This window comes from Pseudomonas sp. H3_A02 (assembly GCF_054671965.1).
This window is the reverse complement of record NZ_CP162807.1, coordinates 5,177,899-5,198,912: the sequence shown is the minus strand read 5'-3', so window position 1 is coordinate 5,198,912 and position 21,014 is coordinate 5,177,899. Positions and strand designations below refer to the sequence as shown.

Here is a 21,014-nt window from a genome sequence, read left to right as displayed (position 1 = left end):
CAGAACCTCATCTGATCTGGAAGCTTTAATTTAGCTGGTTTGCTGTGGCGACGGTTAGCTGGCTCCGGACCGAACCGTTACCCGTGGCCTTCAAAATCGCATTGCACAAGGCCCGGGCGACAGGTGCGTAACTGGTCTGGCTGGGCTGGCCGGCTTCGGGAGCCCCGGTGGGATTGATCAGGTGCACCGCGATCTGTCCTGGCAGCCATGAGACGAGTGGCCAACGGGTGCGATAGGCAGGTTTAGGCCGGGTATCTCCGAGGGTCGGCTCAAAATCGCAGGATGTCACGAACGCTATCCCTATCAGGCAAGCGCCTTCGAGCTGCGAGCGCACGCGACCAGGATTTTTCAAGAAACCCAAGTCCGCGACAACGACCGCGTCATGAATGATCAAGCGGCCTTCGTCGCTCACTTCGATATCGAGAACGACCGCCATGCAGGTCTGCGCGTCATAGTGGGCAGCGATGCCTTGCGCCCGACCATGTCTTGGGGGCTTGCCCCAATGAGCTTTCTTTGCCGCTTCGGTGATGACGCTCCGCATTCGATGGCCGTCGACACTTGATGAGTGCCGAGTGCCATCGTTCACCGTCGATGCCGGATCAATCAGCGAAAGCAGATAGTCCCTGTGATCCAGCTTGCAGGTTCGCACCTGCGCGGCCATGAATCGCTGTTCGGCGAACAGGCGGAGCAACAGGCCTTTTCTGTCCAGATTGCTGTCGAGCGTCGATTGCCAAGTAAATGGATCAAGAGCACTGACGTGCGCATCAGGATGGCTCATTGCGTTTCTCCTTCCGGCTGATGGCAATAGGTTCAGCTAAAGCGATGTGTCCTTGGTGCCTGTAACGCTGGCACCGTAGGGCAGTCATTGGGGGTACTTTAGGGGCAAGGATCTGACGTCAGAGTGACCGGAGGCTGACAGGAACATGTCAGGCGTTGGGCTGGTCGGCTTTGGTCCAGGCGTCGTTAGGAAACGCACAATAGACGTGCACCGGCGTCCCAGGTTCACGCACCAGGTCGATGTTAGTTCATGGATTTCTGAACTAACTATTTGCCACAGCCTATTCAATCATTTGTCACGATGGCCTTAGGATCCTCCAAACGGGACCGTCGCCATCAGAGCAGCAGCCCGCAGCAGCCCCTTTTCGACTGCCCAGCAACGCCACCAGACCAATTCGCTAGTGGCCCGACGCAGTCGAGAGGAATGCATGAAGCTAGAGATTTTCCGTACCTTATGGGGCTATACCGCCAGCCATTCATCCGCCCTGGATGAACTGCTCGCCGCCGGTTTTGATGGGATCGAAGCACGCCTGCCACTGCAGGCCAGTGAGCGTGGCGAGTTTGGCGCTTTCCTGCGCAGCAATCACGTCCCCTACATCTGCACCCTGTTCAGTGCTTACGATGTCTTGCCTGATCAGCGCGCCACGCCTGCCCAGCACTTGCTCGACATCGATCGTAAGCTCGGCTGGGCCACGGCGCTGACACCCCGTTTCGCCAATCTGCTTGCAGGCAATGATCGCTGGCCTCTGGCGCAGCAGGTCGAGTTCTTCGGTCAGGCCCTGGAGCTGGCCGCCAGGCATGGGGTGTTCTGCAGTTTCGAGACTCACCGCGCCCGCTCCCTGTACAGCCCTTGGGTGACTCTGGAACTGATTCGCCAACTGCCGGAACTGCGTTTCACCAGTGACATCAGCCATTGGGTGGTGTGCTGTGAGCGGTTACTGGACGACCCGACCGACGATCTGTCGTCCTTCGTCGAGCGCGTTCATCACATTCAAGCTCGGGTCGGTTATGACCAGGGCCCGCAAGTTCCCCATCCCGCCGCCCCGGAATATGCCCGTGAACTGGTGTTTCACCAGCGCCACTGGGAGGCGGTCTGGGCTTCTCAATTTCAGCGCGGCTATGCAGTCAGCACCCTGACCCCGGAGTTCGGTGCCGACGGGTACCTGCATCATTTGCCCTTTACCAACATGCCGGTGGCCGATCTCTGGACCTTGAACCAGTGGATGGCGCGAACCGAGCGCGAACACTTCAATCGTTTTACCTGTGAAGGAGCCCGCCATGAATAAGACTTCGCTGACCCAGGCCAACTTCAATCGCATTCCGGTGGTGAACATCGCCGGCCTCTTCAGTATCGAACTGGAGCATCGCCTCGCCGTGGCCGAGCAACTGGGTCGTGCCGCCAGCGATGTGGGGTTTCTGTACATCACCGGGCATGGCATTGATCCGGCACTGATCGAGGGCCTGCGCCAGGCGAGCAAGGATTATTTTGCGCAGCCCCTGGAGACCAAGATGCGCCATTACATTGGTGCCTCGCAAAGCCACAAGGGCTTCGTGCCCGAAGGGGAGGAGGTGTACTCAAAGGGCAAGCCGGACCACAAAGAGGCCTTCGACATTGGTTTCGAAGTGCCGGTGGACGATCCGCTATTGCTGAGTCGAACGCCGCTGCTGGGCCCGAACCACTGGCCCGACGTGCCAGGTTTTCAGGCTGCAGTACAAAATTACTATCAGGCCGTGTTTGCCCTGGGCCGCCGATTGTTCGATGGCTTCGCCCTGGCTCTGGGCCTGGAAGAGGGCTACTTCGACGCACTGGTCACCCGTCCGCCTTCCAAGCTGCGGCTGATCCATTACCCCTTCGACGCCACTGCCGTGGATGCTCCAGGCATCGGCGCGCATACCGACTACGAGTGCTTCACCATCCTGCACGCCGATCAGCCGGGGTTGGAGGTGCTGAACGACCAGGATCAGTGGATCGATGCACCGCCAATGCCCGGTGCGTTTGTGGTGAACATCGGCGACATGCTGGAAGTCATGACCGCTGGGACCTTTGTGGCCACCGCTCACCGAGTGCGCAAGGTGGCTCAGGAGCGCTATAGCTTCCCGCTGTTTTACGCCTGCGACTACCACACGCTGATCAAGCCGTTGCCAGCATTCATCAATGACGCACAGGTCTACGAGGCGCTGACGATTGGTGAACATATGTGGAGTCAAGCCCTGCAGACCTATCAGTACCTGCGCGAACGCGTCGAGAACGGCGAGCTTGAGCTGCCATCCCGAGCCCGCAAGCCGTCGAGCTTCGGTCGCCTGAAAAACACTGCCACTCATTCCTAAAAAAACCAACGGAGCTTCCCATCATGAAAACCCCCTACGCCCTGACCCGACTGAGTCTGCTCGCCGCCAGTCTGTTCTGTGCCAGTGCCGCCTTCGCCAGCACCGCGACCCCGGGTGTATTGAAGGTCGGTATGGAAATCACCTACCCGCCGTTCGAGTCCTATGACGCCAACAAGAACGTGGTCGGCTCCGACCCGGAGTTGGCCCATTCCCTGGCCAAGGCAATGGGCGTCAAGGCCAACTTCGTCGACACCAAGTTTCCCAATCTGCTCAATGGCCTCAACGCCGGGCATTACGACGCAATCATCTCTGGCATGTACATTACCCCGGAGCGCCAAGCCCAGGCCCGGACCATTGCTTATGCCAACACCGGCGCGGCGATCATGGTGCCCAAGGGCAGTGAGTTGAACCCGCAGGTTCCCGAAGACCTGTGTGGCCTGAAAATCGGGCTGGAGCAGGGCACCACCTGGGTCGGCAAGTTCCGTCAGTTGTCCAGCGACTACTGCGTTCCCAACAACAAGGGCGCCATCACCGTCAGTGAGTTTCCCTCGGCACCCGAGGTGACGCAGGCGCTGCTGTCAAAGAACATCCAGGCTCAAGTGGAAATTGCCGGCGCCGCGCACATGATCGCTCAGCGTACCAACGGCCGAGTGATCGTCAGCTCGCAGAAGTTGGTTTACCCGCAAACGTTGGGCATCTACGTCAAGAAAGACGCCGACGCGACCTATCAGGCGCTGGTCAAGGCTTTGGCTGAGAGCAGGGCCAACGGCGAGTACGCCGCCATTCTCAAGGCGTATGACCTGGAACCGGTCTCTGAGTAATGCCTGAAACCGCGCCCTCGATCGGGGGCGCGGCTTGCGCGAGGTGTCTATGCAATTCGATTGGGATTACTTTTTTTCGCTGTTCACCCTGGCTGACTTCTGGGCGGCGAGCCTGACCGTCATCGAACTGAGCACCCTGGCCTGGTTCCTGGGCATGCTGCTGGGTTTCGTCCTGGCATCGGCCAAACTGTCGAGCGTGCGCTGGCTGCGCATACCCGCATCACTCTACATCTGGTTCTTTCGCAGCATTCCGCTGCTGGTGCTGGTGGTCTTCGTCTACAACCTGCCGCAGTTGCTGCCCGGTGCCGGGCCGGTGCTGTCGGTGCCATTTTATTCCGGTCTGTTGGCGCTGGTGGTCACTGAGGCCAGCGTCTGGAACGTTACCTGGACCTGAACCTGCGTACGCCGCAAACCCTGGAGAGTGCCTCGACACAAGTGCTGCGCGACAGTCTGGCACCTAGGGTACCGAGCAAGGTCAGCCTCCCAGCCAAAGGTGCGGCCCCGGCCCTGCACCTGCAGGACGTGCACAAACGCTACGGCGATCATCATGTGCTCAAAGGTATCGACCTGAAGGTGCAAAGCGGCCAGGTGATTTCCATCATTGGCCCGTCCGGCTCCGGCAAGACCTCGTTGATCCGCACCATCAATGGCCTGGAACGCATCGATCAGGGTGAAATCCTGTTGTTTGGGGAGGGCTTCATTAATGCCGAGGACAAACCGGATGGGCGTCGGGTTCGTCAGGGTGTACAGCGCATCGGCATGGTGTTCCAGAACTTCAACCTGTTTCCACACCGGACACTGTTGGACAACATCAGCCTAGCCCCTCGTTATCATGGCGTCAGCCGCACACTGAGCGAGCAACGGGCCTGCCAACTGCTCGACAAGGTCGGCCTGCTGGCCCACGTTCACAAATATCCGCATCAACTGTCTGGCGGCCAGCAACAACGTGTGGCGATCGCCCGGGCCATGGCCATGGACCCGGACATCCTGCTGTTTGACGAACCGACCTCGGCGCTGGACCCGGAACTGGTCGGCGAGGTACTTACGGCGATCGCCGACCTGGCTCGCGAAGGCATGACCCTGCTGATTGTCACTCACGAAATGGAATTTGCCCTGTCGATCTCTGATCGGGTGATTTTCATGGAAAACGGCAACGTGCAGCTGGATGCCTCGCCACAGGCGATCCGCGAAGGGCATGGGGCCCAGCGGGTGCGACGGTTTATCGGGTTGGAAGAATCAGAGAAGGAGCGTTGCCTGTTGATGAGCTGAATGGAGCGCGTTTGGTCGCATGATCCGCGTTATCGCTGATATCAATTCAGCTAACCGGTAAGCCGTCTCCAATTCCGAAACGAGGTTTGCACAACCTCGATTCCAGGCTGACTTTTTATCGAGTAGCCGAGCGAGATACGCCTACGTACTGCATTTATGAGTCTTGCGTGGCCATCATTCTGCAGGGCGCGAAGGGGATCGCGTTCGGCGAGCAAGCTGTTGCCGCAGCGCTCAAGTCCTCAGTTTGCTGACGTCCAGACTGCATCCTTCACGTCCAACCGTTTAGGCAACAGCTTGTTGGCATAAAACAGATCTGCTGTGGCCTGCTGCGCTTCGATGATTTTTTCATCAATGGGCAGCACCGGTGACGGCGGCCGATTATCCACGTAACGAGCGATCACGGCTTCGGGCAGTCCCATGGATTGGGTCAGCACCCGAAGGCTTGCTTCTCGCTGGCTGCGAGTCAGGGCTTCGGCTGCGGTAAGCTCATCGAGCAGTGCATGCAGGAAAGCACCGTGGTTTTGGGCATGGTCACGCCGGGCGGTGTAGACCGGGCCGGAATGTAGAAGTCGCTCCCGACATTGGAGGGGTTAAAGTTGCTTGTCAGGCCGATACGTCTAGCTACGTCGAGCTTGGCGTATAGCGGCCGAACGGCGATCTGCGTTATAGGAGACAGTAGAGAACATTACGGGAATGAAGGGGCTGGTGCGTCGCGCCTATTGTCTGGCTGTTGAATCCAGGCTGGCGAATCCGGAGTAAACGGCTACTTTGTAAAAGGCGAAATTCACGGAGTATCCCATCGACACTGCGAGGCTCAAGCATGACCAGCTCAAACATCGGTGCCAGCGCGGCGCTACGTGCCGGCACCGGAAAAACGTTCGTGGACCTGGAGGGCTATAACGACACCGCCAAAATAGCGGTGGGGCCGGACGGTAAGATCTGGCTTGCCGGGATAACGTGGGTAGATACCGGACAATGGGAGTACGAAGGCTATAGGACTTCTTTGGTTCGTCTTAACGCCGACGGCACGATCGACACCACGTTCAGCGATGATGGCAAGGCCTTGCTTCCTCGCGACATCTACCCGGGCGAGGGCTATAGCGCAGCCGTACAGGCCGACGGGAAGTTCCTGATCGTCTATCCGCATTTCTCTGACCCGAGCATCGTCATGGTCCGTCTGAACACCGACGGTTCGGTGGATCAAAGCTTCGGTGTCAATGGAACCGCCACCGCGCCGGCTGCATGGGGGGATTCCGCCAGCGCGACCGTACAGCCGGACGGCAAAATCCTCGTGTCGAATTATGACTCCTATGAGCATCATTTTTCCGTCAATCGCTTCAATGCCGACGGTACGGTTGATTCGAGTTTCAACGGCGGCAATCCCGTTGCGTTCACTGTTCCCGACATCAACACACTGGAGGGCTTCGGCCTGACGCTGCAAGCCGACGGGAAGATCCTGGTGCCAGGTTACAACGAGGCATTCGTGGTCGCGCGATTGAATCCCGATGGGTCCCTGGACACCGGCTTTGGCACGGACGGCACGGCCGACATTGAAGTGGCCGGTTTGGCGAAGTCCATTACAGTGCAGGGCGACGGTAAAATCCTGGTGGCGGGTTATAACCAGGAAGGCGCAACCGGCTATGACTTCAAGATCATCCGGCTGAATCAAGACGGAACCTTTGACGCAAGTTTTGGCAACAAGGGCGTCGCTGTATTCGATCTGGCCGGAGGCAGGGATACGGCCCGGGACATCACGGTGCTCGCGGACGGTAAGATCCTGGTGGCCGGGCAAAGCAACTATTTTGGCAACGATGACTTCAGCATCATCAGGCTCAACGCTGACGGAACATTGGATACCACCTTTGGAGCGCTTGCAGGTGTGTTGCCCCGAATTGACGGAGGTGTGGGCGACGATGCGCTCCATGGCGCTTATGTCCCGGAACACCTCAGTGGTCATGACGGCAACGACCTGCTCGATGGAGGAGGGCAACGAGATGTCCTCGAGGGTGGCGCCGGCGCCGATGTGTTCCGAATCACCTCCATCGGCGACAGCTATCGCACCGACACTCAGGCCTTCAGCGATCGCATCGTTGACTTCGATGCCAGCCAGGACCTTATCGACCTGTCTTCGCTAGGCTTCAGCGGGCTGGGCAACGGGCTCGACGGAACCCTGGCGGTTCAAGTCAATGACACCGGCACCCGTACTTATCTGAAAAGCTTTGAACCGGACGGACAAGGCAATCGTTTCGAACTGGTCCTCGACGGCGATCTCGCTCAAGCGCTCAACGAAACCAACCTGGTGTTCGCCCCCAGCCTGATCCAGGGAACGGAGTCGGCCGATCGACTGAATGGTTCCGCTGTGGGCGATGTACTCGTTGCCGGTGGTGGTAACGATGTCGTTTGGGGTGGCTCCGGACACGATATTCTCGATGCGGGCTTGGGACGAGACGTGCTGAACGGGGGAGAGGGCTCGGACGTGTTCCGCTATGGGTCCATCGAAGACAGCTTCCGTACGACCGATGGCAATTTCCAGGATCGGATCATCGACTTCGATCCTGATACCGACAAGATAGACGTCTCCGCGTTAGGCTTCACCGAGTTGTGGAGCGGCTACAACTCAACGCTGAAGGCGGTGCTGAGCGAGGACGGTCAGCGAACCTACCTGAAAAGCTACAGCGCCGACGAACAGGGGCGCCGGTTCGAAATCACCCTGGAAGGAGATGTGGCCTCGCAACTTCGAGACGATAACTTCATCTTCGCTTCGGGTGATGAACCCTTTTCAGAGCTGCAGCTCCTGGGGGTGCCGGCGCCTGAGCAGTTTGGGTAGTCTTCCTACCGAGACAGTCATCATCCTGCTACTGGGATGGAAGAGGTCTGGGTAGACCTGCTTGCCGACTGAGCGAGGCGCCGCTTACGCGTGTCGCTCCTCGGGAAAATTGAGAAAAAAGCCACTCAGATGAGTGGTTTTTTTGCCTTGGAAATACCTGCGGTCGTGGCGGCTGTACGCCTCGGTGATGCTGCCAAGCGGAGCGATCTCGCCCATACCAGCGTTGGCGACCAGCACATCGATTCGGCCATGGCGTAAGTGCTTCACCTGGCCGAAAGTGATCCTTCCGAGCGACCGCTCCACCGTTGAATGGCGATACCAGCGAAACGATGACGGTGTGCGATAAAGGCGGGCTTGCAGCTTGCGGGGTATCGGGCCATCGGATTCATAGGCGCTACGGCAGGAGTGCTTCACGATCCCATCTCCGCCTGCACAACAAGGAAGGCGCGCTGCTGAAATCGCACCAGCGCGCGAGTACCGAACACTTCATGTACGTCAACGAAATACGCTGAGACGTGAACGGGCTGATGCTCAAGGCGACGGCTCCGTGGGCAGCGTGTCTTCTGACAGCCAACGTGCTGGTTTCCGCGCTTTCAATAGGCACTTCTAGCCGAGTACCGCACTATGCCACGATCCGATCCGCGCTCTCGGCCCAGGGGATTACCGTCCGCGCTGGCGCTGAGGGTGTCAGGATGCTTGCTGTATCGAGACGACTGATATGCTCGGAAGAAAGCTCAAGCGACAGCGCGCCGAGGTTGTCGGTGAGCTGGGTCATTGAGCGTGGCCCGATGATCGGCACTGCCCCGTGGGTGCCTGCCCAGGCAATGGCGACCTGACCCGCACTGGCGCCGATCTCGCCCGCGATGGCAATGACGGTGTCGAGAATGTGCGTACGCTGCGCCGAATTCTCCGGCTGGAACACCCGGCCGCCCAAACCTTCGGCGCGACCTTTCTCCCCTTGGCGGTACTTGCCCGTCAGCATGCCGCCGCCCAGCGGCGACCACGTGACGATACCGAGGCCCAGCGCGTGCGATGCCGGGAACAGGTCGGCTTCGGGCTCGCGATGAACCAGGCTGTGCTCGAACTGCGCAGCCGCGATGGGAACGGTACGAGTCAGTTCGGCCAGGGTCACTGTGCGGGCGAGACGCCAGGCGGCGAAGTTCGAAAGGCCTGCATAGAGGATCTTGCCCGCGCGTGCCAAGTCCTCGAAGCCACGGACGATTTCCTCGGCTGGCGTGAGGCCATCGGGATGATGCACCCAGTAAATGTCAATCCGATCTGTCTTGAGTCGCTTCAGGCTCGCTTCCACGGAGGCGACCATGGCCCTGCGACTGTTGCCGGTGACCAGCCGATTGGCATTCGGCTGCGCGCCGTTGCTGTATTTCGTCGCAATGACGAAATCTTCGCGCCGCCCCTCCAGCAGGATGCCGATCTGTTCCTCCGATTGTCCGAACTGGTAGACATCCGCTGTATCGATGAAGTTGCCCCCAGCCTCGGCATAGACGTTGAAGATCGCTTTGCTGGTATCGGGATCGGCACCATGGCCCCAACCCGTGCCAAAGTTGCCCGTGCCGAGCGCCACCTGCGAAACCCGCAGACCGGTCTTGCCAAAGGATGTGTATTTCATGACTTTCTCCGTTGATTGAGGCGGAACCACGAGGTTACTCAGTTCGGACCGGAGCGCAGAGAACAACGTCAGGCTTGCTCATGTGGACGCCTTGGGGAAGGTGCAGGGAAATCGAAGATCAAGCATGTCGTGGTGGCGTGGGCGTACAGCTTGCCGTCGGGACCAACGATTCGGCCTTCGGCCGTGGCAATCCGACTTCCCGCATGGATCAACTTTCCCTGGGCGCGTACCAGCGGTACCGCGTCGGTCAAGGCGCGGACCATGTTGACTTTCAGCTCCAGCGTGGTGAAGCCCTTGCCTGCGGGTAGGGTCGAATGCACGGCGCAACCCACCGCCGAATCGAGCAGCGTGGAAAACCAACCGCCGTGCACGGTTCCCAGCGGGTTGTAGTGCCTTCGTTGCGGCCGACCTTGGAAGATCGCTGTGCCTGGTTCCATGTGAATGGGCAGGAAATCGAGCGTATCGCCGATTGGGGCGGGCGGTAGTTCCCCGGCGAAAATTGCCTCGAACAACTCCATGCCCGTCAGGCTGGTGATCTGTTTCTGCGTTGCGGTGTGGGAGGTATTCCAACGGGCACGAATCGCTTTTTCTTCTTCGTCCCACCGCGCAACGACCTGGTCAGCCTGCATCACGAACTCCTTCCTCATCCTTAATACTTGTATATGCAATACTTGTAGATACAATCTATAACATGAAAAATATGACCAAGCCACAGGGTTGCACCAATCTGAAGATTCGCCAGCTCAATCGCATGGTGACGCGTCACTACGATCGCTATATCGCCGAGTCCGGATTAAAAAACACGCAGTACTCATTGTTGTCACACGTCGTCAGACTGGGTCCCATTCGCCCGAGCGACCTGGCTAGGCGAATGCAAATGGAGGCTTCGACGTTGACACGGAATATGCAACCACTGGTCGCTCAAGGCTGGTTGACGGTCGGGGCAGGTGGCGACGCGCGCAGCCGCCTTGTCCAAGTGACCGAAGCAGGGCTGGAAAAGCAAGCCGAAGGGCGGCGCGCCTGGAAAGAGGCGCAATTGGCACTTAATGAGCGACTCGGCGTGCATCGCGTTGCGGCGCTCCATGAGTTGCTGGATGCGTGTATCGAGTGCCTTGATGATGAGCCTGAAACGGGTACGGACTGACTGGTAGACGTTTGGTCGTTTCCCAAAAAAATATGCGACGAATAGGAAGCGGAGGAGCGGCAGTTAGGGTGGCGATTTCATTCTGTCTAACCATACGACAGCTGTTCAATCTATTCGGACGGGATTCTTGCAGGCTGGATCGCCACGGGTGATGCGGGCGTTCGATAACGACGTCACGCGTGTCGCTATAGCGCTGGGTATTACGCGGCCGGCACTCTATAAAAAGCTCATGTAGTAAAAGGCGGATGTGAAAGCGCTCGGGAAGGGGAGATCAATACAAATCACGTGGCGATGAGGCCAGTCAGTTCCTCGGGACGACCCATGGGGAACGCTTCTCTCAGATAGTCGAGAAATACCGAAACGCGGGCGCTCAATAATCGCCTTGATGGATAGAGTGTCCACAGCTCAACTTCCGGTGCGTCCATATCTCCCCAGTGCACCAACGTTGCGTCGAGAAGATCGCGGTATACCAGCGAAACAGGCAGGCGCGCGATCCCAACCCCAGCTCGCACCGCATCGCGGACCATGAACAGCGACGATAGACGCAGAACCGGTTCGACGCTTATCTGAGACTTGCCACTCGGTGTCGTGATGGTCCACACCGGCCCCTGGTCGCCGCTGCCTCGAACCACGGCCGGCACAGCCGCATCGGCCTCTGGACGAACAAACGCCGGGCTCGCCACCACTACCAGTCTGTCACGCAGCAAAACACGGCCAATCAAATGCTCATCGGGCGCCGGATTAACCCGAATAATCAAGTCATAACCCTCCTCGATCATGTCCACGATTCGGTCCTCCGTGGTGACCTCAAGGCGCACCTCTGGATATTTGAGTGCAAAGCCTGCGGCGAGCTTGCCCATTGCCGCCTGGGCGAAAAAGAGTGGCGCACTGATACGAAGCGTGCCCCGTGGGCGCTCCCCACCTGAAGCAATGGCGGCCACGCTCTCGTCCAGTTCAGTCAACAGCGCGGCCGTTCTGTCGAACAATGCTCGCCCTTCCTCGGTGAGCTTGAGTGTTCGCGTGCCGCGTTCGAACAGGCGTAGTTCAAGGCTGCGCTCCAGCTCCGTCACGCGGCGCGACAATGTTGCCTTCGGTCGTCCGCTGGCACGTGCGGCACGGCCAATCCCCCCATGACGGGCAACAAGATTGAAATCGGCAAGCGCGAGTAGATCCATGGTTTCACCTATGAGGTGGCGTGCGGGCACTACACAAACGTTCTAGCCGTTTACCCCGTCGCCCAGAATGATGAAGGCTGTTTCTAACTGTTCCATGATTGGAACAAGCTGTCCACATCCGACGGCTATCGGAGCATTTTGTAAACAGAGATAGTGGGGCTGTCGTTTAAATCACTACGGAGAACCACCATGACCATCCTCGTTACTGGCGCAACCGGCCGAGTCGGCAGTCAAGTTGTTGAGCAACTCCTCAAACGCCACGCAAACGTGCGCGTTCTCGTTCGCGACCCCTCGAAAACTGACTTTCCTGAGCAAGTGGAGGTTGTGCAGGGCGAAATGCTGGACATCGACTCGCTGCGCCGCGCGTTCAAAGGTGTTTCCAGCTTCTTCCTGCTCAATGCAGTGGCCGCGGACGAATTTACCCAGGCGCTGTTGGCGCTGAACATCGCTCGAGAGTCGGGCGTGGAGCGGGTCGTGTACCTCTCGGTGCTGCATGCCGACCGCTTCGTGAATGTGCCGCACTTCGCGGTCAAGTCGGGCGCCGAGCGGATGATCAAGCAGATGGGCTTCAGTGCCACGATCCTGCGACCGGCCTATTTCATCGACAACGAAGTGATGGTCAAGGATGCCATGTTCGATTACGGCGTCTACCCGATGCCCATTGGCGGCAAAGGCATCGCCATGGTCGACGCCCGGGACATTGCCGAAGTGGCAGCCATCGAGCTGGTACGCCGCGACCAGGCACCGGGCAAGCTGGCGATTGAAACCATCAACCTGGTAGGTCCCGATACGCTGACAGGTTCCGACATTGCCGCGATCTGGACCGAGGTGCTCGGACGCCCGGTCAATTACGGCGGTGACGACCCGAGCGGCTTTGAGCAGACCGTGGCCAATTTCATGCCCAAGTGGATGGCCTATGAAATGCGCCTGATGGCCGAGCGTTATGTCAGCGACGGGATGATCCCCGAAGCGGGCGATGTCGAGCGCCTGACCAGGCTTCTTGGACGCGACCTGCATAGCTATCGTGAATTCGCTGCCCGGCTGGCAGACGCGATTTGAATACGAACGGGCAGGGCGGTCATGTATCGCCCGGCACTCCACGCTCTTATCTATGGAACCACTTAGATGAAAACTGTATTGATTACCGGCTGCTCTTCAGGCTTCGGCCTGACCACCGCCAACTATTTCCTCGAACAAGGCTGGAAAGTTATCGCAACCATGCGCAACCCGGATGAGCGCATTTTGACGGCGTCCGAGCACCTGCGTGTGCTGGCCCTGGACGTGACCGACCCGGTCAGCATCCAGCAGACAATACAAGCCGCAGGGCCGATCGATGTGCTGGTCAACAACGCCGGAATCGGCCTGTTGGGCGCGGTTGAAGGCAGCCCTATGGACGTGGCCCGCGAGCTGTTCGAGACCAATACGTTGGGCACCATCGCCATGACCCAGGCCGTGCTGTCGCAGTTTCGCGAGCGTCAAGCCGGGGTGATCGTCAACGTAACGTCTACTGTTACGCTGGTGTCGTTACCCCTGCTCAGCGTTTACACCGCGACCAAGGCGGCGGTGAATGCGTTCACCGAATCCCTGGCGCTGGAGCTTGAGCCGTTCGGTATCCGCGCCAGGCTGGTGCTGCCAGGCCGTGCGCCTGAAACCGACTTCGCTAAGAAGGCGCAGCCTCGCATGCAGGACAGCATTCCACCCGCCTATGAGGACCTGGCGCAGCAAGTATTTGCCCAATGGTCGACGTCCACCGTGGTGACACACGCCCAGGACGTGGCCGAGGCAGTATGGCGTGCAGCCGTTGATCCGACTTCACCGATGCGCATCGCAGCCGGCGCAGACGCCGTTGAGTTGATCAATGAGCAGTCATCAGCCGCTTACACATGATTGAGAAAATAACACCACGGAGCCGCTAATGTTCGACACCAAAGTCGCGACCATCGTGCGCAATGACCTGAAAACCTGGCAACGGCCGTGGAAAAAGCTACGAAGGGTTTATTGCTTCACACGTGACAGGGTTGAGGTTCAGTCGCGCAGTTGAATCTTGAACTGATCCAGCCACTGATCATTCCTCAATCGCCAGCGCTCAACGCTGCCGCGAATGCCTCGGGCGTGGGGCTTTCCTGCCAGGTTGCGATAGTGGCGGGCAAACTCAGCCATGGCTGTTTGTGCTTGACCCAAATGTGCGCGATAGGGCTCAAGGAGGCGCGGTCGTCGAGCGTGCCGGCGCGAAGAATCCAAAGTCCAGGCGCTGCCGAAGTGGTGTTGTAGATGCGCGTATGACAGGTCGCGCAGAGATGGTGATGCGCGACTTGCCTTTGGTCCTGATAGCTATATTCGACAGTCGCCCCCTCCAAGATAAAAGCGTCCTTGGGCAGCATCGCATGCAGCGCGAAGCTGCTGCCGCTCCAGATCTGGCAAAACTGGCAATGACACGCATAGATGGCGACCTGCACGTCGCTGATGGAACGATAGGATACGGCGCCGCAACGGCAACCACCGGCAAGTTTCATGAGTAATGTCTCGTGTTTAAGCGACTGAATGTTGATGCCGCGCATCAATACGGGTAAAGCATGCACAAGATTCTGCCTGATTAAAATTGATCAAACCTTTCTACCCACTCGTAGGAAATGTATGAGCCTCCCGCAACTTCAATGGGAAACCCAGCGGGTTTTCCTGGCTGTTCTTCGAACCGGAAGCCTGTCCGCTGCAGCACGAGCGCTGGGCATTGCCCAAGCCACCGCCAGGCGACGTATCGACGCACTGGAGGGCAGCGTGGGAACGAGTCTGTTCGTGCGTTCGCCAGCGGGATTGATGCCCACGGACACCGCCCGAGAGTTGATTGGCCATGCACAAACGATGGCATTGGCCGCCGAAGCGTTCGCTCGTGCCGCGTCCGCGCAGGCCAATGTGCCTGGCGGCACAGTGAGGGTCACCAGCAATCAGTTGCTGGGCGTGGAAGTACTCCCTGCAATGCTGCGCGAGATTCGCGCCGCCCAGCCCCAGTTGGCGCTCGAACTGAGCGTGTCGAACCGCCTGGAAGACCTGGCATTGCAGGAGGCAGATGTGGCCGTACGCATTCGTCGCCCGGCCGAGGCCTCCGTTGTCACTCGGCATGTGGGCGATTTGCGCGTGGGCCTGTATGCGACGCCGGGGTTGATCGAGCACCGTGGCTGGCCTCGATGCGCACATGAATTGAGCGAATACCCGGTCATCGGTCCGGACCGCAACCTGGCGGAGCAGGCGTTCCTGGCACAACAGGGTTTTGCCTGTACAGGGGAACACGCGGTGTTTCGCAGCGACGATCACCTGGCCCAGTTCGCAGCGTTGCGCGCAGGACTGGGCATCGGCGTGTGCTCACGCCAACTGGCGCGCCGTCATGACCTGGTGCGCGTACTGCCAGAGCAGGTGGACTTCCCGGTGGACGTCTGGATCGCGATGCATCTCGACCTTAAACGGGTGCGACGTGTCTCGCTGGTATTTGACGCACTTTCGCAATCGCTTTCAGAGTTCTTGGCCGATGCCTAGTTGGATAGTTGCATCACGCATTTCGTCGCTTGTAACTAATGCTGAGTGAACATACCGCTTACTTACAGTCCACGCGGTTTGCGAACTTGCGTACTTAGCAAGTGCCTAGCAAGCCAGCGGCTAAGCCGGATCCGAGGCGTCAAGGAATGAGGTCATCCGCCGCGCCGAACAGCGCGTGCCGGACCGAGGTCATTTTGGTACGCACGGCGAGTGCGCGTGTTATCAAGTAGCCGCGTAGTGTTCATTTTTATTACATCCTTTGGAACGCTTCTCCCGCCACGGCCACTCAGGTGTAAGGATGTCTCCGCTCCTGCCAGAGTCATTTGCATTCTTCTATCTGCCGATCACTAAGAGTGATAACGCCATGGATACGCCTAATGTACGTGCAAGCCGCGAGCTGACTCGTGTACCTGATGAGATACAGCAGGAAGTAACGCAACAGACCTCTCACTCGCCTAACCTCGGCTCTATCGGGTTAGCGATGAGCACCCGGCTTCAAAACCATTTCGAGGCTCACCTTGAAACAGAAGCTGGCTCCGATCAACCCGCTGCCCCTGCTTCAAGCGCCCGCAATGCGGAGCTGAAGGCCATTCGCGATGATCGTGCTCAACGGTTAGAGGCAGGGGGCTATAACGTCCATGACATGGAGAAGGCGGAAAAAAACGCAGCCAGAGCCGACAGATTGTTTGCGTCAATAAAGTCAGGGCTGGGGGGCACGCCCTTTGCGGCACTTACCGAGGCCGGTAATTTCAAACCGTCCATCCTCCAGGTCGCGGGCAAGCAGGGCAATACAGTACGCCAAGCGGCTATAGAGAACGCCATGTCATGCTTGTATGCCGGTATGGCGGATGCTGCCGGTAACAAGATGATCGCGGGCTTTAAGCCTGGTTATTACCTTAAACCCGAGAGCGATACACTGCACCCGGCGCTTCAAGCATCAGTAGCGCAAAAGCTGCTGGCGTTGGACAAAGGTCCATTGCGTAATGCTTTCGACGAAGCCAATAAGTGGCTCACCGGGTTTGCCGTGCGTAATACTGCAATGTACGCATCAACGCTTGCCATGACGGCTGCTGGCAAAGAGAACCTGGATGCAATCCTGCAACCCGCCCTACGACCAGTCACGGCTATCATCGTGGGTATAGCAATTGAGCATTACAATGTAAGCCGCGATCGCACTAACCATTTAGCTGACCCTGCGATGCTCTATGGTCGTCGGGATGCTGTACCGCAAGGGCAGGCTCATAAGCCTATTGATCAAGATACCGAATGGCTGGATGACTTCGAGACCTTGAAGGATCTCGATGCCACTGCCCTGGTTAAGATGGTTTCCGCGCGGCTTGGTGAAGGCGCGGCTACGGCTCTGAATGCAGTCATCAGCGGCGACGCCTTGAAAGAGATACTGGACCCGGTCAGTGTTGTAGGAAATGGCCTCCTGATTGGCGGTTTTTCTGCAATGGGCGCGGCTACAACCGCCACAGCCAACTTGGCCAAGTCTAAGGAACTGGGAAAAATGGCGGCTACCGCCGCCTCGGAGGGTGTAAAGAACGTATTGGGTACCCTGGCTTTCGGGCTGTGGGCAGCTGGCGCCTCACTCGGTGGGTCAGTGCCGAAAAAAGCCATCGCTGCTGTCGATGCCCATGTACCAAAAGCAGTAGAAGGGAGCGCAGATGCCGCTGGCAGGGTGGCGGTCAAGGGCGGTGAGCTTGCACTCAAGACATCGCTCACCGGCGCCAGATTTGCCAAAGAGACAGCTGTTTCAGCGACCCACCACACAAAAAGTGCAGCTCAAGCGGCAGGGGATGGAATCATTAGTGTTGCTGGTGCCATTGGCAGCACCTCTCAATCGGCCTGGGACAAAAGCATTGGAGCTTTGAGGCAACGCCCCGCGGCCACCTCTCAAGGCCAAGCCGCTCCTGGTCAGAGCATGCCCATGCAGCCGCTCGCAGTTACGCAGGGTCAAGCATCGTCCTCAGCGCCCGCGCGTCCGCCTGCCCAGGATGATGGCGATATCGTGTAGCAGCAACTCCACAGAGCAGAACCCTGACGCCCGAGCAGTAGAAAATCCAAGATTTGGAAGCCCGGAGCGCCTGTCTTGAATGGGAGAAGTCCATTTAAAAAAGGCTACTGTCGTTGTACGGGGAGAACGGCATCCGCTCGAAATGGTTCAACCACCTCGCAGCGGATGCCGTGCGGTGTCCCTATTTAACGAACTTCAGGCATGCGAACCCAGTCTTGATTTGAAGCTGTTGAATGGGTTCGATGCTCTCCTGGTCGCCGACTTTCTTGACGACGCCTACGCCACAGAAATATTCGTCGCGGTTGAAGATTGGAAGAATGCCTGCCTTGGGCTTGCTCCAGGAGCCTTGGATCAAGGTATAGGTGGCGCCGTTCTGTGGCGTGAAGGAGAACGGTATTTGACAGACGCTGCTTCCTGCGACCTGCCCATAGGTCAGGATCAGCTCCTTATTCACGGCGACCCGAGATTCGATGTAGTCGCCGTTAGAGGGCAGGATGGTGTAACCCGCATAGCATCCATTGTCACTGAACGTCATGGCATCCAGTCTCGCACCATTTCCAGCCTTGAGGCGAACCGTTGCGGAGGGTTCATCGGGGCCGGGAACGACATACTGCTTACCCTGCAAAAACGAAGTGCAACCGCTAATTACCAAGACGCCGGCCAGCAAGATACAGCGGCTGGACTTTTGATTGAGGTACATCCATCTCTCCCTGATGCCATTGGGTGCCCTGACCATTCCGGGGCTTGGGACTGTCGAACAGCGGGCTGATAATAATGTATTCGATGATGTATCAACCAGCATTCAGGGTCTGGACTTGATGCGAGTGTGTAAAAACGCTTTCGCGACCCGGTCATCGCGGGTCCCTGACACCGAGTTCAGGGCAAAAAACAATTTGACATATGTTATTTGTGATCACATATTTGGCCTATAAGAACGCCAAATGTGAGCGCTACTCATGACAGATCGTCCGACCCTCCTGCCCACCATGCGTCAGGTTTCTCGCGATACCCTGCAGGATCAGATTTACCGCCAGATTCGGGAAGCGTTGATGAGCGGTCGCTTCCAGCCGGGCCAGAAGCTGACTATCCGCGGTCTTGCCGAGGCGCTGGGTTCCAGCCCGATGCCGGTGCGTGAAGCGCTCAATCGTCTCAGCGCAGAGAACGCCTTCGAAGTCACCGAAACCTCACGTCTGCGTGTCCGCATGATGACTCCCGAACGGCTGCGAGAGATTCGCGATGCCCGAGTTGCACTCGAAGGTCTGCTGGCCGAGAAAGCGGTCCTTCTTCTCAAGGACTCCGATCTTAAAGAGATCAGTCATCTGTGCGATCAAATGCAGCAAGCCGCCGACAGCGTCGATGTGCCCCGTTATCTGTGGACCAACTTTGCCTTTCACCGGCGCATCTACGCGGTTGCGAAAGCTGAAATGACCATCGCAGCCGTGGAAAATTTTTGGCTGCACATGGGCCCCTGCTTTGCGCTTGTTGCACCCGATAAGGCGCACCTTCAGCGCTCAATGGAAGCGCACAACCGCATCGTCGAGGCTCTTGCCGCGCGTGATGGGGCTGCGGCCCGAGCGGCGGTCACCGACGACATCATGCAGGCCGCTGACTCCTTGGCGCGCCTGATCGTCAAGAACGGCCGTTCAAGGTCGTCTGTCTCTGCTGGAGTAAAAAAGGCATGAGCGTTCTCAATCGATTGATTCCCTATACCGGCCTGCGGGTGCTGATCTCTGGTGGCGCAGCCGGGATTGGCGAAGTGCTGGCGGCGGCTTACATGGAAGCAGGTGCCAAGGTGCACGTGTGTGATGTCAGTGAAGCCGCCCTCGCAGCATTTCGCGACCGGTATCCGAGCAGTGTCGCCACCCGTGCGGACGTGGGTGACCCGGCGCAGATCGAAGCGGTGTTCAAGGTTCAACGCGAACAGTTCGGCGGTCTTGATGTACTGATCAACAATGCCGGGATCGCAGGTCCTACAGCGGGCATCGACGCTATCACCGACGAAGAGTGGCAGCGCACCGTCGACATCAACCTCACCGGGCAATACCGCTTTGCTCATCACGCCGTGCCGCTGCTCAAGGCGTCACCCAATGCGCACTTGATCCACATCGCTTCAGTGGCTGGCCGCTTGGGTTACGCCTGGCGCACGCCGTACGCGGCGACCAAGTGGGCCATTGTCGGTCTGATGAAGTCCCTGGCATCCGAGTTGGGCGAAAGCGATATCCGCGTCAACGCTTTGCTGCCCGGTATCGTCGAAGGTCCGCGCATGGCCGGTGTGATTCGTGCCCGCGCCGAACAGATGAATGTGCCTGAAGCCCAGATGCGCGAGGAATACCTGAAAAAGATCTCGCTCAAACGCATGGTCACCGCCGAAGACGTCGCGGCCATGGCGTTGTTCCTATGCTCACCCGCCGCACGCAATGTGACCGGCCAGGCCATCAGTGTTGATGGCAACGTCGAGTACCTCTAAGCGTCTCGACCTCAGCTGCAACAACGGCCGGACATTATTCGGAGCCGGGCAACCCTGACCACTTTCTCGTCAAGAACAAGAATGGAGAAGACTCATGTCTAAAAAACGTCCGGTGATCATCACCTGCGCCGTCACTGGCGCCATCCATACACCTTCGATGTCGCCGCATTTGCCAATCACGCCGCAGGAAATTGCCGACGCAGCTATCGGTGCCGCTGAAGCGGGTGCATCGATTGTTCACTTGCACGCTCGCGATCCTCATGACGGCAGGCCCAGTCAAGATGTGGATTTGTTCCGCCAGTTTCTGCCGCAAATCAAGGCCAAGAGTGATGTGGTGATCAACATCACCACAGGCGGTGCGCCAACCATGGGTGTGGAGGAGCGTTTGCAGCCTGTGGCGCAACTCAAGCCCGAGCTGGCTTCGCTGAACATGGGTTCGATGAACTTCGGATTGTACGAAATGCTCGATCGCTTCACCGAGTTCAAGCATGACTGGGAGCGGCCGTACCTTGCGGAGAGCGACGATCGGATTTTCCGTAATACCTTCCGCGACATTGCTCATATCCTCAACACCTGTGCTGAAAACCGCACCCGCTTTGAAATTGAATGCTACGACATCGGCCACCTGTATACCGCTGCGCACTTCCTGGAGCGAGGGTTGCTTAAAGCGCCGATTTTCATTCAGTCGGTGTTTGGCCTACGAGGTGGCATTGGTGGTCACCCTGAAGATCTGGCGCATATGCGCCGCACGGCTGACCGCTTGTTCGGCGATGGGTACCAGTGGTCGATACTGGGCGCCGGTCGCAATCAGATTCCCCTGGGCACGATGGGCCTGTCGATGGGCAGTCATGTACGCGTCGGGCTTGAAGATTCGCTGTGGGATGGGCCGGGCAAACTGGCGGCGTCCAACGCCGATCAGGTCAAGCGCATTCGCACGGTGATCGAGGCGTTAGGGGGACGAGTGGCGACCCCGGATGAGGCCCGGGAAATGCTCAACCTAAAGGGCAAGAACCAGGTCGATTTTTAACCCCTGT

At 58.4% G+C, this 21,014-nt stretch carries 20 protein-coding genes and 3 pseudogenes; 15 read left to right on the top strand and 8 right to left on the bottom strand.

Annotated features, from left to right (window positions below):
• Window positions 1-25: 25 nt before the first annotated feature.
• A complete protein-coding gene (locus AB4N80_RS22845) occupies window positions 26-778 on the bottom strand; it encodes a hypothetical protein (protein ID WP_460078948.1) in 753 nt (250 codons plus the stop codon).
• 427 nt (window positions 779-1,205) lie between these two features.
• On the opposite strand from AB4N80_RS22845, the gene AB4N80_RS22840 reads away from it, so the two are divergent.
• The 5 genes and pseudogenes from AB4N80_RS22840 to AB4N80_RS22820 all read left to right on the top strand — a co-directional run.
• A complete protein-coding gene (locus AB4N80_RS22840) occupies window positions 1,206-2,063 on the top strand; it encodes a sugar phosphate isomerase/epimerase family protein (protein WP_460078945.1) in 858 nt (285 codons plus the stop codon).
• Window positions 2,056-3,105, top strand: coding sequence for a 2-oxoglutarate and iron-dependent oxygenase domain-containing protein (locus AB4N80_RS22835; protein WP_122568241.1), 1,050 nt, complete (start codon window positions 2,056-2,058; stop codon window positions 3,103-3,105). Before AB4N80_RS22840 ends, AB4N80_RS22835 begins: the two co-directional genes overlap by 8 nt.
• A 23-nt stretch (window positions 3,106-3,128) precedes the next feature.
• Window positions 3,129-3,926, top strand: a complete 798-nt coding sequence (locus AB4N80_RS22830; protein ID WP_460078942.1) for a transporter substrate-binding domain-containing protein — start codon at window positions 3,129-3,131, stop codon at window positions 3,924-3,926.
• A 49-nt stretch (window positions 3,927-3,975) separates the two neighbouring features.
• Window positions 3,976-5,195, top strand: a pseudogene (locus AB4N80_RS22825) (ABC transporter permease subunit).
• Window positions 5,196-5,294: 99 nt separating this feature from the next.
• Window positions 5,295-5,413 (top strand): annotated as a pseudogene (locus tag AB4N80_RS22820) (AraC family transcriptional regulator N-terminal domain-containing protein); the annotation flags it as partial.
• Between the two features lie 21 nt (window positions 5,414-5,434).
• On the opposite strand, the pseudogene AB4N80_RS22815 reads toward AB4N80_RS22820, so the two are convergent.
• A pseudogene (locus AB4N80_RS22815) lies at window positions 5,435-5,755 on the bottom strand (aliphatic sulfonate ABC transporter substrate-binding protein); the annotation flags it as partial.
• A 260-nt stretch (window positions 5,756-6,015) separates the two neighbouring features.
• On the opposite strand from AB4N80_RS22815, the gene AB4N80_RS22810 reads away from it, so the two are divergent.
• On the top strand, window positions 6,016-8,022 hold the full coding sequence (locus AB4N80_RS22810; protein ID WP_305492117.1) for a M10 family metallopeptidase C-terminal domain-containing protein: 2,007 nt from the start codon (window positions 6,016-6,018) through the stop codon (window positions 8,020-8,022).
• An 84-nt stretch (window positions 8,023-8,106) separates the two neighbouring features.
• Here the strand turns inward: AB4N80_RS22810 and AB4N80_RS22805 are convergent, their stop codons facing one another.
• From AB4N80_RS22805 to AB4N80_RS22795, 3 genes are all read right to left on the bottom strand, one after another.
• Window positions 8,107-8,436 carry a hypothetical protein gene (locus AB4N80_RS22805; RefSeq protein WP_163006826.1) on the bottom strand — a complete coding sequence of 110 codons (330 nt, stop codon included), beginning with the start codon at window positions 8,434-8,436 and terminating at the stop codon, window positions 8,107-8,109.
• Window positions 8,437-8,644: 208 nt separating this feature from the next.
• Window positions 8,645-9,649, bottom strand: a complete 1,005-nt coding sequence (locus AB4N80_RS22800) for an aldo/keto reductase (protein WP_122568246.1) — start codon at window positions 9,647-9,649, stop codon at window positions 8,645-8,647.
• Between the two features lie 68 nt (window positions 9,650-9,717).
• The gene (locus AB4N80_RS22795; RefSeq protein ID WP_122568247.1) at window positions 9,718-10,278 is read right to left on the bottom strand and encodes a PaaI family thioesterase; all 561 of its coding nucleotides are present in this window, start codon (window positions 10,276-10,278) and stop codon (window positions 9,718-9,720) included.
• Between the two features lie 62 nt (window positions 10,279-10,340).
• On the opposite strand from AB4N80_RS22795, the gene AB4N80_RS22790 reads away from it, so the two are divergent.
• On the top strand, window positions 10,341-10,793 hold the full coding sequence (locus AB4N80_RS22790; protein WP_122568248.1) for a MarR family winged helix-turn-helix transcriptional regulator: 453 nt from the start codon (window positions 10,341-10,343) through the stop codon (window positions 10,791-10,793).
• A gap of 151 nt (window positions 10,794-10,944) precedes the next feature.
• Window positions 10,945-11,028, top strand: a complete 84-nt coding sequence (locus AB4N80_RS22785; protein ID WP_460083145.1) for a helix-turn-helix domain-containing protein — start codon at window positions 10,945-10,947, stop codon at window positions 11,026-11,028.
• A gap of 46 nt (window positions 11,029-11,074) precedes the next feature.
• Here AB4N80_RS22785 and AB4N80_RS22780 read toward each other — a convergent pair whose 3' ends face one another.
• Complete coding sequence (locus AB4N80_RS22780; RefSeq protein ID WP_460078938.1) at window positions 11,075-11,968, bottom strand: LysR family transcriptional regulator; 894 nt, start codon at window positions 11,966-11,968, stop codon at window positions 11,075-11,077.
• Between the two features lie 189 nt (window positions 11,969-12,157).
• Between AB4N80_RS22780 and AB4N80_RS22775 the strand changes: the two genes are divergently transcribed.
• Together AB4N80_RS22775 and AB4N80_RS22770 are read left to right on the top strand one after the other, a co-directional pair.
• Entirely contained in the window at window positions 12,158-13,027 is an 870-nt protein-coding gene (locus AB4N80_RS22775) for an SDR family oxidoreductase (RefSeq protein WP_460078936.1), read from the top strand.
• Between the two features lie 66 nt (window positions 13,028-13,093).
• Complete coding sequence (locus AB4N80_RS22770; protein ID WP_460078933.1) at window positions 13,094-13,855, top strand: SDR family oxidoreductase; 762 nt, start codon at window positions 13,094-13,096, stop codon at window positions 13,853-13,855.
• A gap of 185 nt (window positions 13,856-14,040) precedes the next feature.
• On the opposite strand, the gene AB4N80_RS22765 is transcribed toward AB4N80_RS22770, so the two are convergent.
• Window positions 14,041-14,481 (bottom strand): GFA family protein, encoded by a 441-nt coding sequence (locus AB4N80_RS22765; RefSeq protein WP_122568418.1) that lies wholly within the window; start codon window positions 14,479-14,481, stop codon window positions 14,041-14,043.
• A 121-nt stretch (window positions 14,482-14,602) separates the two neighbouring features.
• Between AB4N80_RS22765 and AB4N80_RS22760 the strand changes: the two genes are divergently transcribed.
• Window positions 14,603-15,496, top strand: a complete 894-nt coding sequence (locus AB4N80_RS22760) for a LysR family transcriptional regulator (protein WP_122568253.1) — start codon at window positions 14,603-14,605, stop codon at window positions 15,494-15,496.
• Window positions 15,497-15,794: 298 nt separating this feature from the next.
• Window positions 15,795-17,513: a RopAA-2 gene (locus tag AB4N80_RS22755; RefSeq protein ID WP_240998512.1), complete on the top strand. Its 1,719-nt coding sequence runs from the start codon at window positions 15,795-15,797 to the stop codon at window positions 17,511-17,513.
• Between the two features lie 181 nt (window positions 17,514-17,694).
• Here the strand turns inward: AB4N80_RS22755 and AB4N80_RS22750 are convergent, their stop codons facing one another.
• Window positions 17,695-18,213 carry a hypothetical protein gene (locus AB4N80_RS22750; RefSeq protein ID WP_122568254.1) on the bottom strand — a complete coding sequence of 173 codons (519 nt, stop codon included), beginning with the start codon at window positions 18,211-18,213 and terminating at the stop codon, window positions 17,695-17,697.
• 256 nt (window positions 18,214-18,469) lie between these two features.
• Between AB4N80_RS22750 and AB4N80_RS22745 the strand changes: the two genes are divergently transcribed.
• The 3 genes from AB4N80_RS22745 to AB4N80_RS22735 all read left to right on the top strand — a co-directional run bounded on the left by AB4N80_RS22745 (window position 18,470) and on the right by AB4N80_RS22735 (window position 21,007).
• A complete protein-coding gene (locus tag AB4N80_RS22745; RefSeq protein ID WP_122568255.1) occupies window positions 18,470-19,195 on the top strand; it encodes a GntR family transcriptional regulator in 726 nt (241 codons plus the stop codon).
• Window positions 19,192-19,980, top strand: a complete 789-nt coding sequence (locus tag AB4N80_RS22740; protein WP_305470551.1) for an SDR family oxidoreductase — start codon at window positions 19,192-19,194, stop codon at window positions 19,978-19,980. The genes AB4N80_RS22745 and AB4N80_RS22740 overlap by 4 nt, the downstream gene beginning before the upstream one ends.
• A gap of 94 nt (window positions 19,981-20,074) precedes the next feature.
• Window positions 20,075-21,007 carry a beta-keto acid cleavage family enzyme gene (locus AB4N80_RS22735; RefSeq protein WP_305492127.1) on the top strand — a complete coding sequence of 311 codons (933 nt, stop codon included), beginning with the start codon at window positions 20,075-20,077 and terminating at the stop codon, window positions 21,005-21,007.
• The last annotated feature ends 7 nt before the right edge of the window (window positions 21,008-21,014 follow it).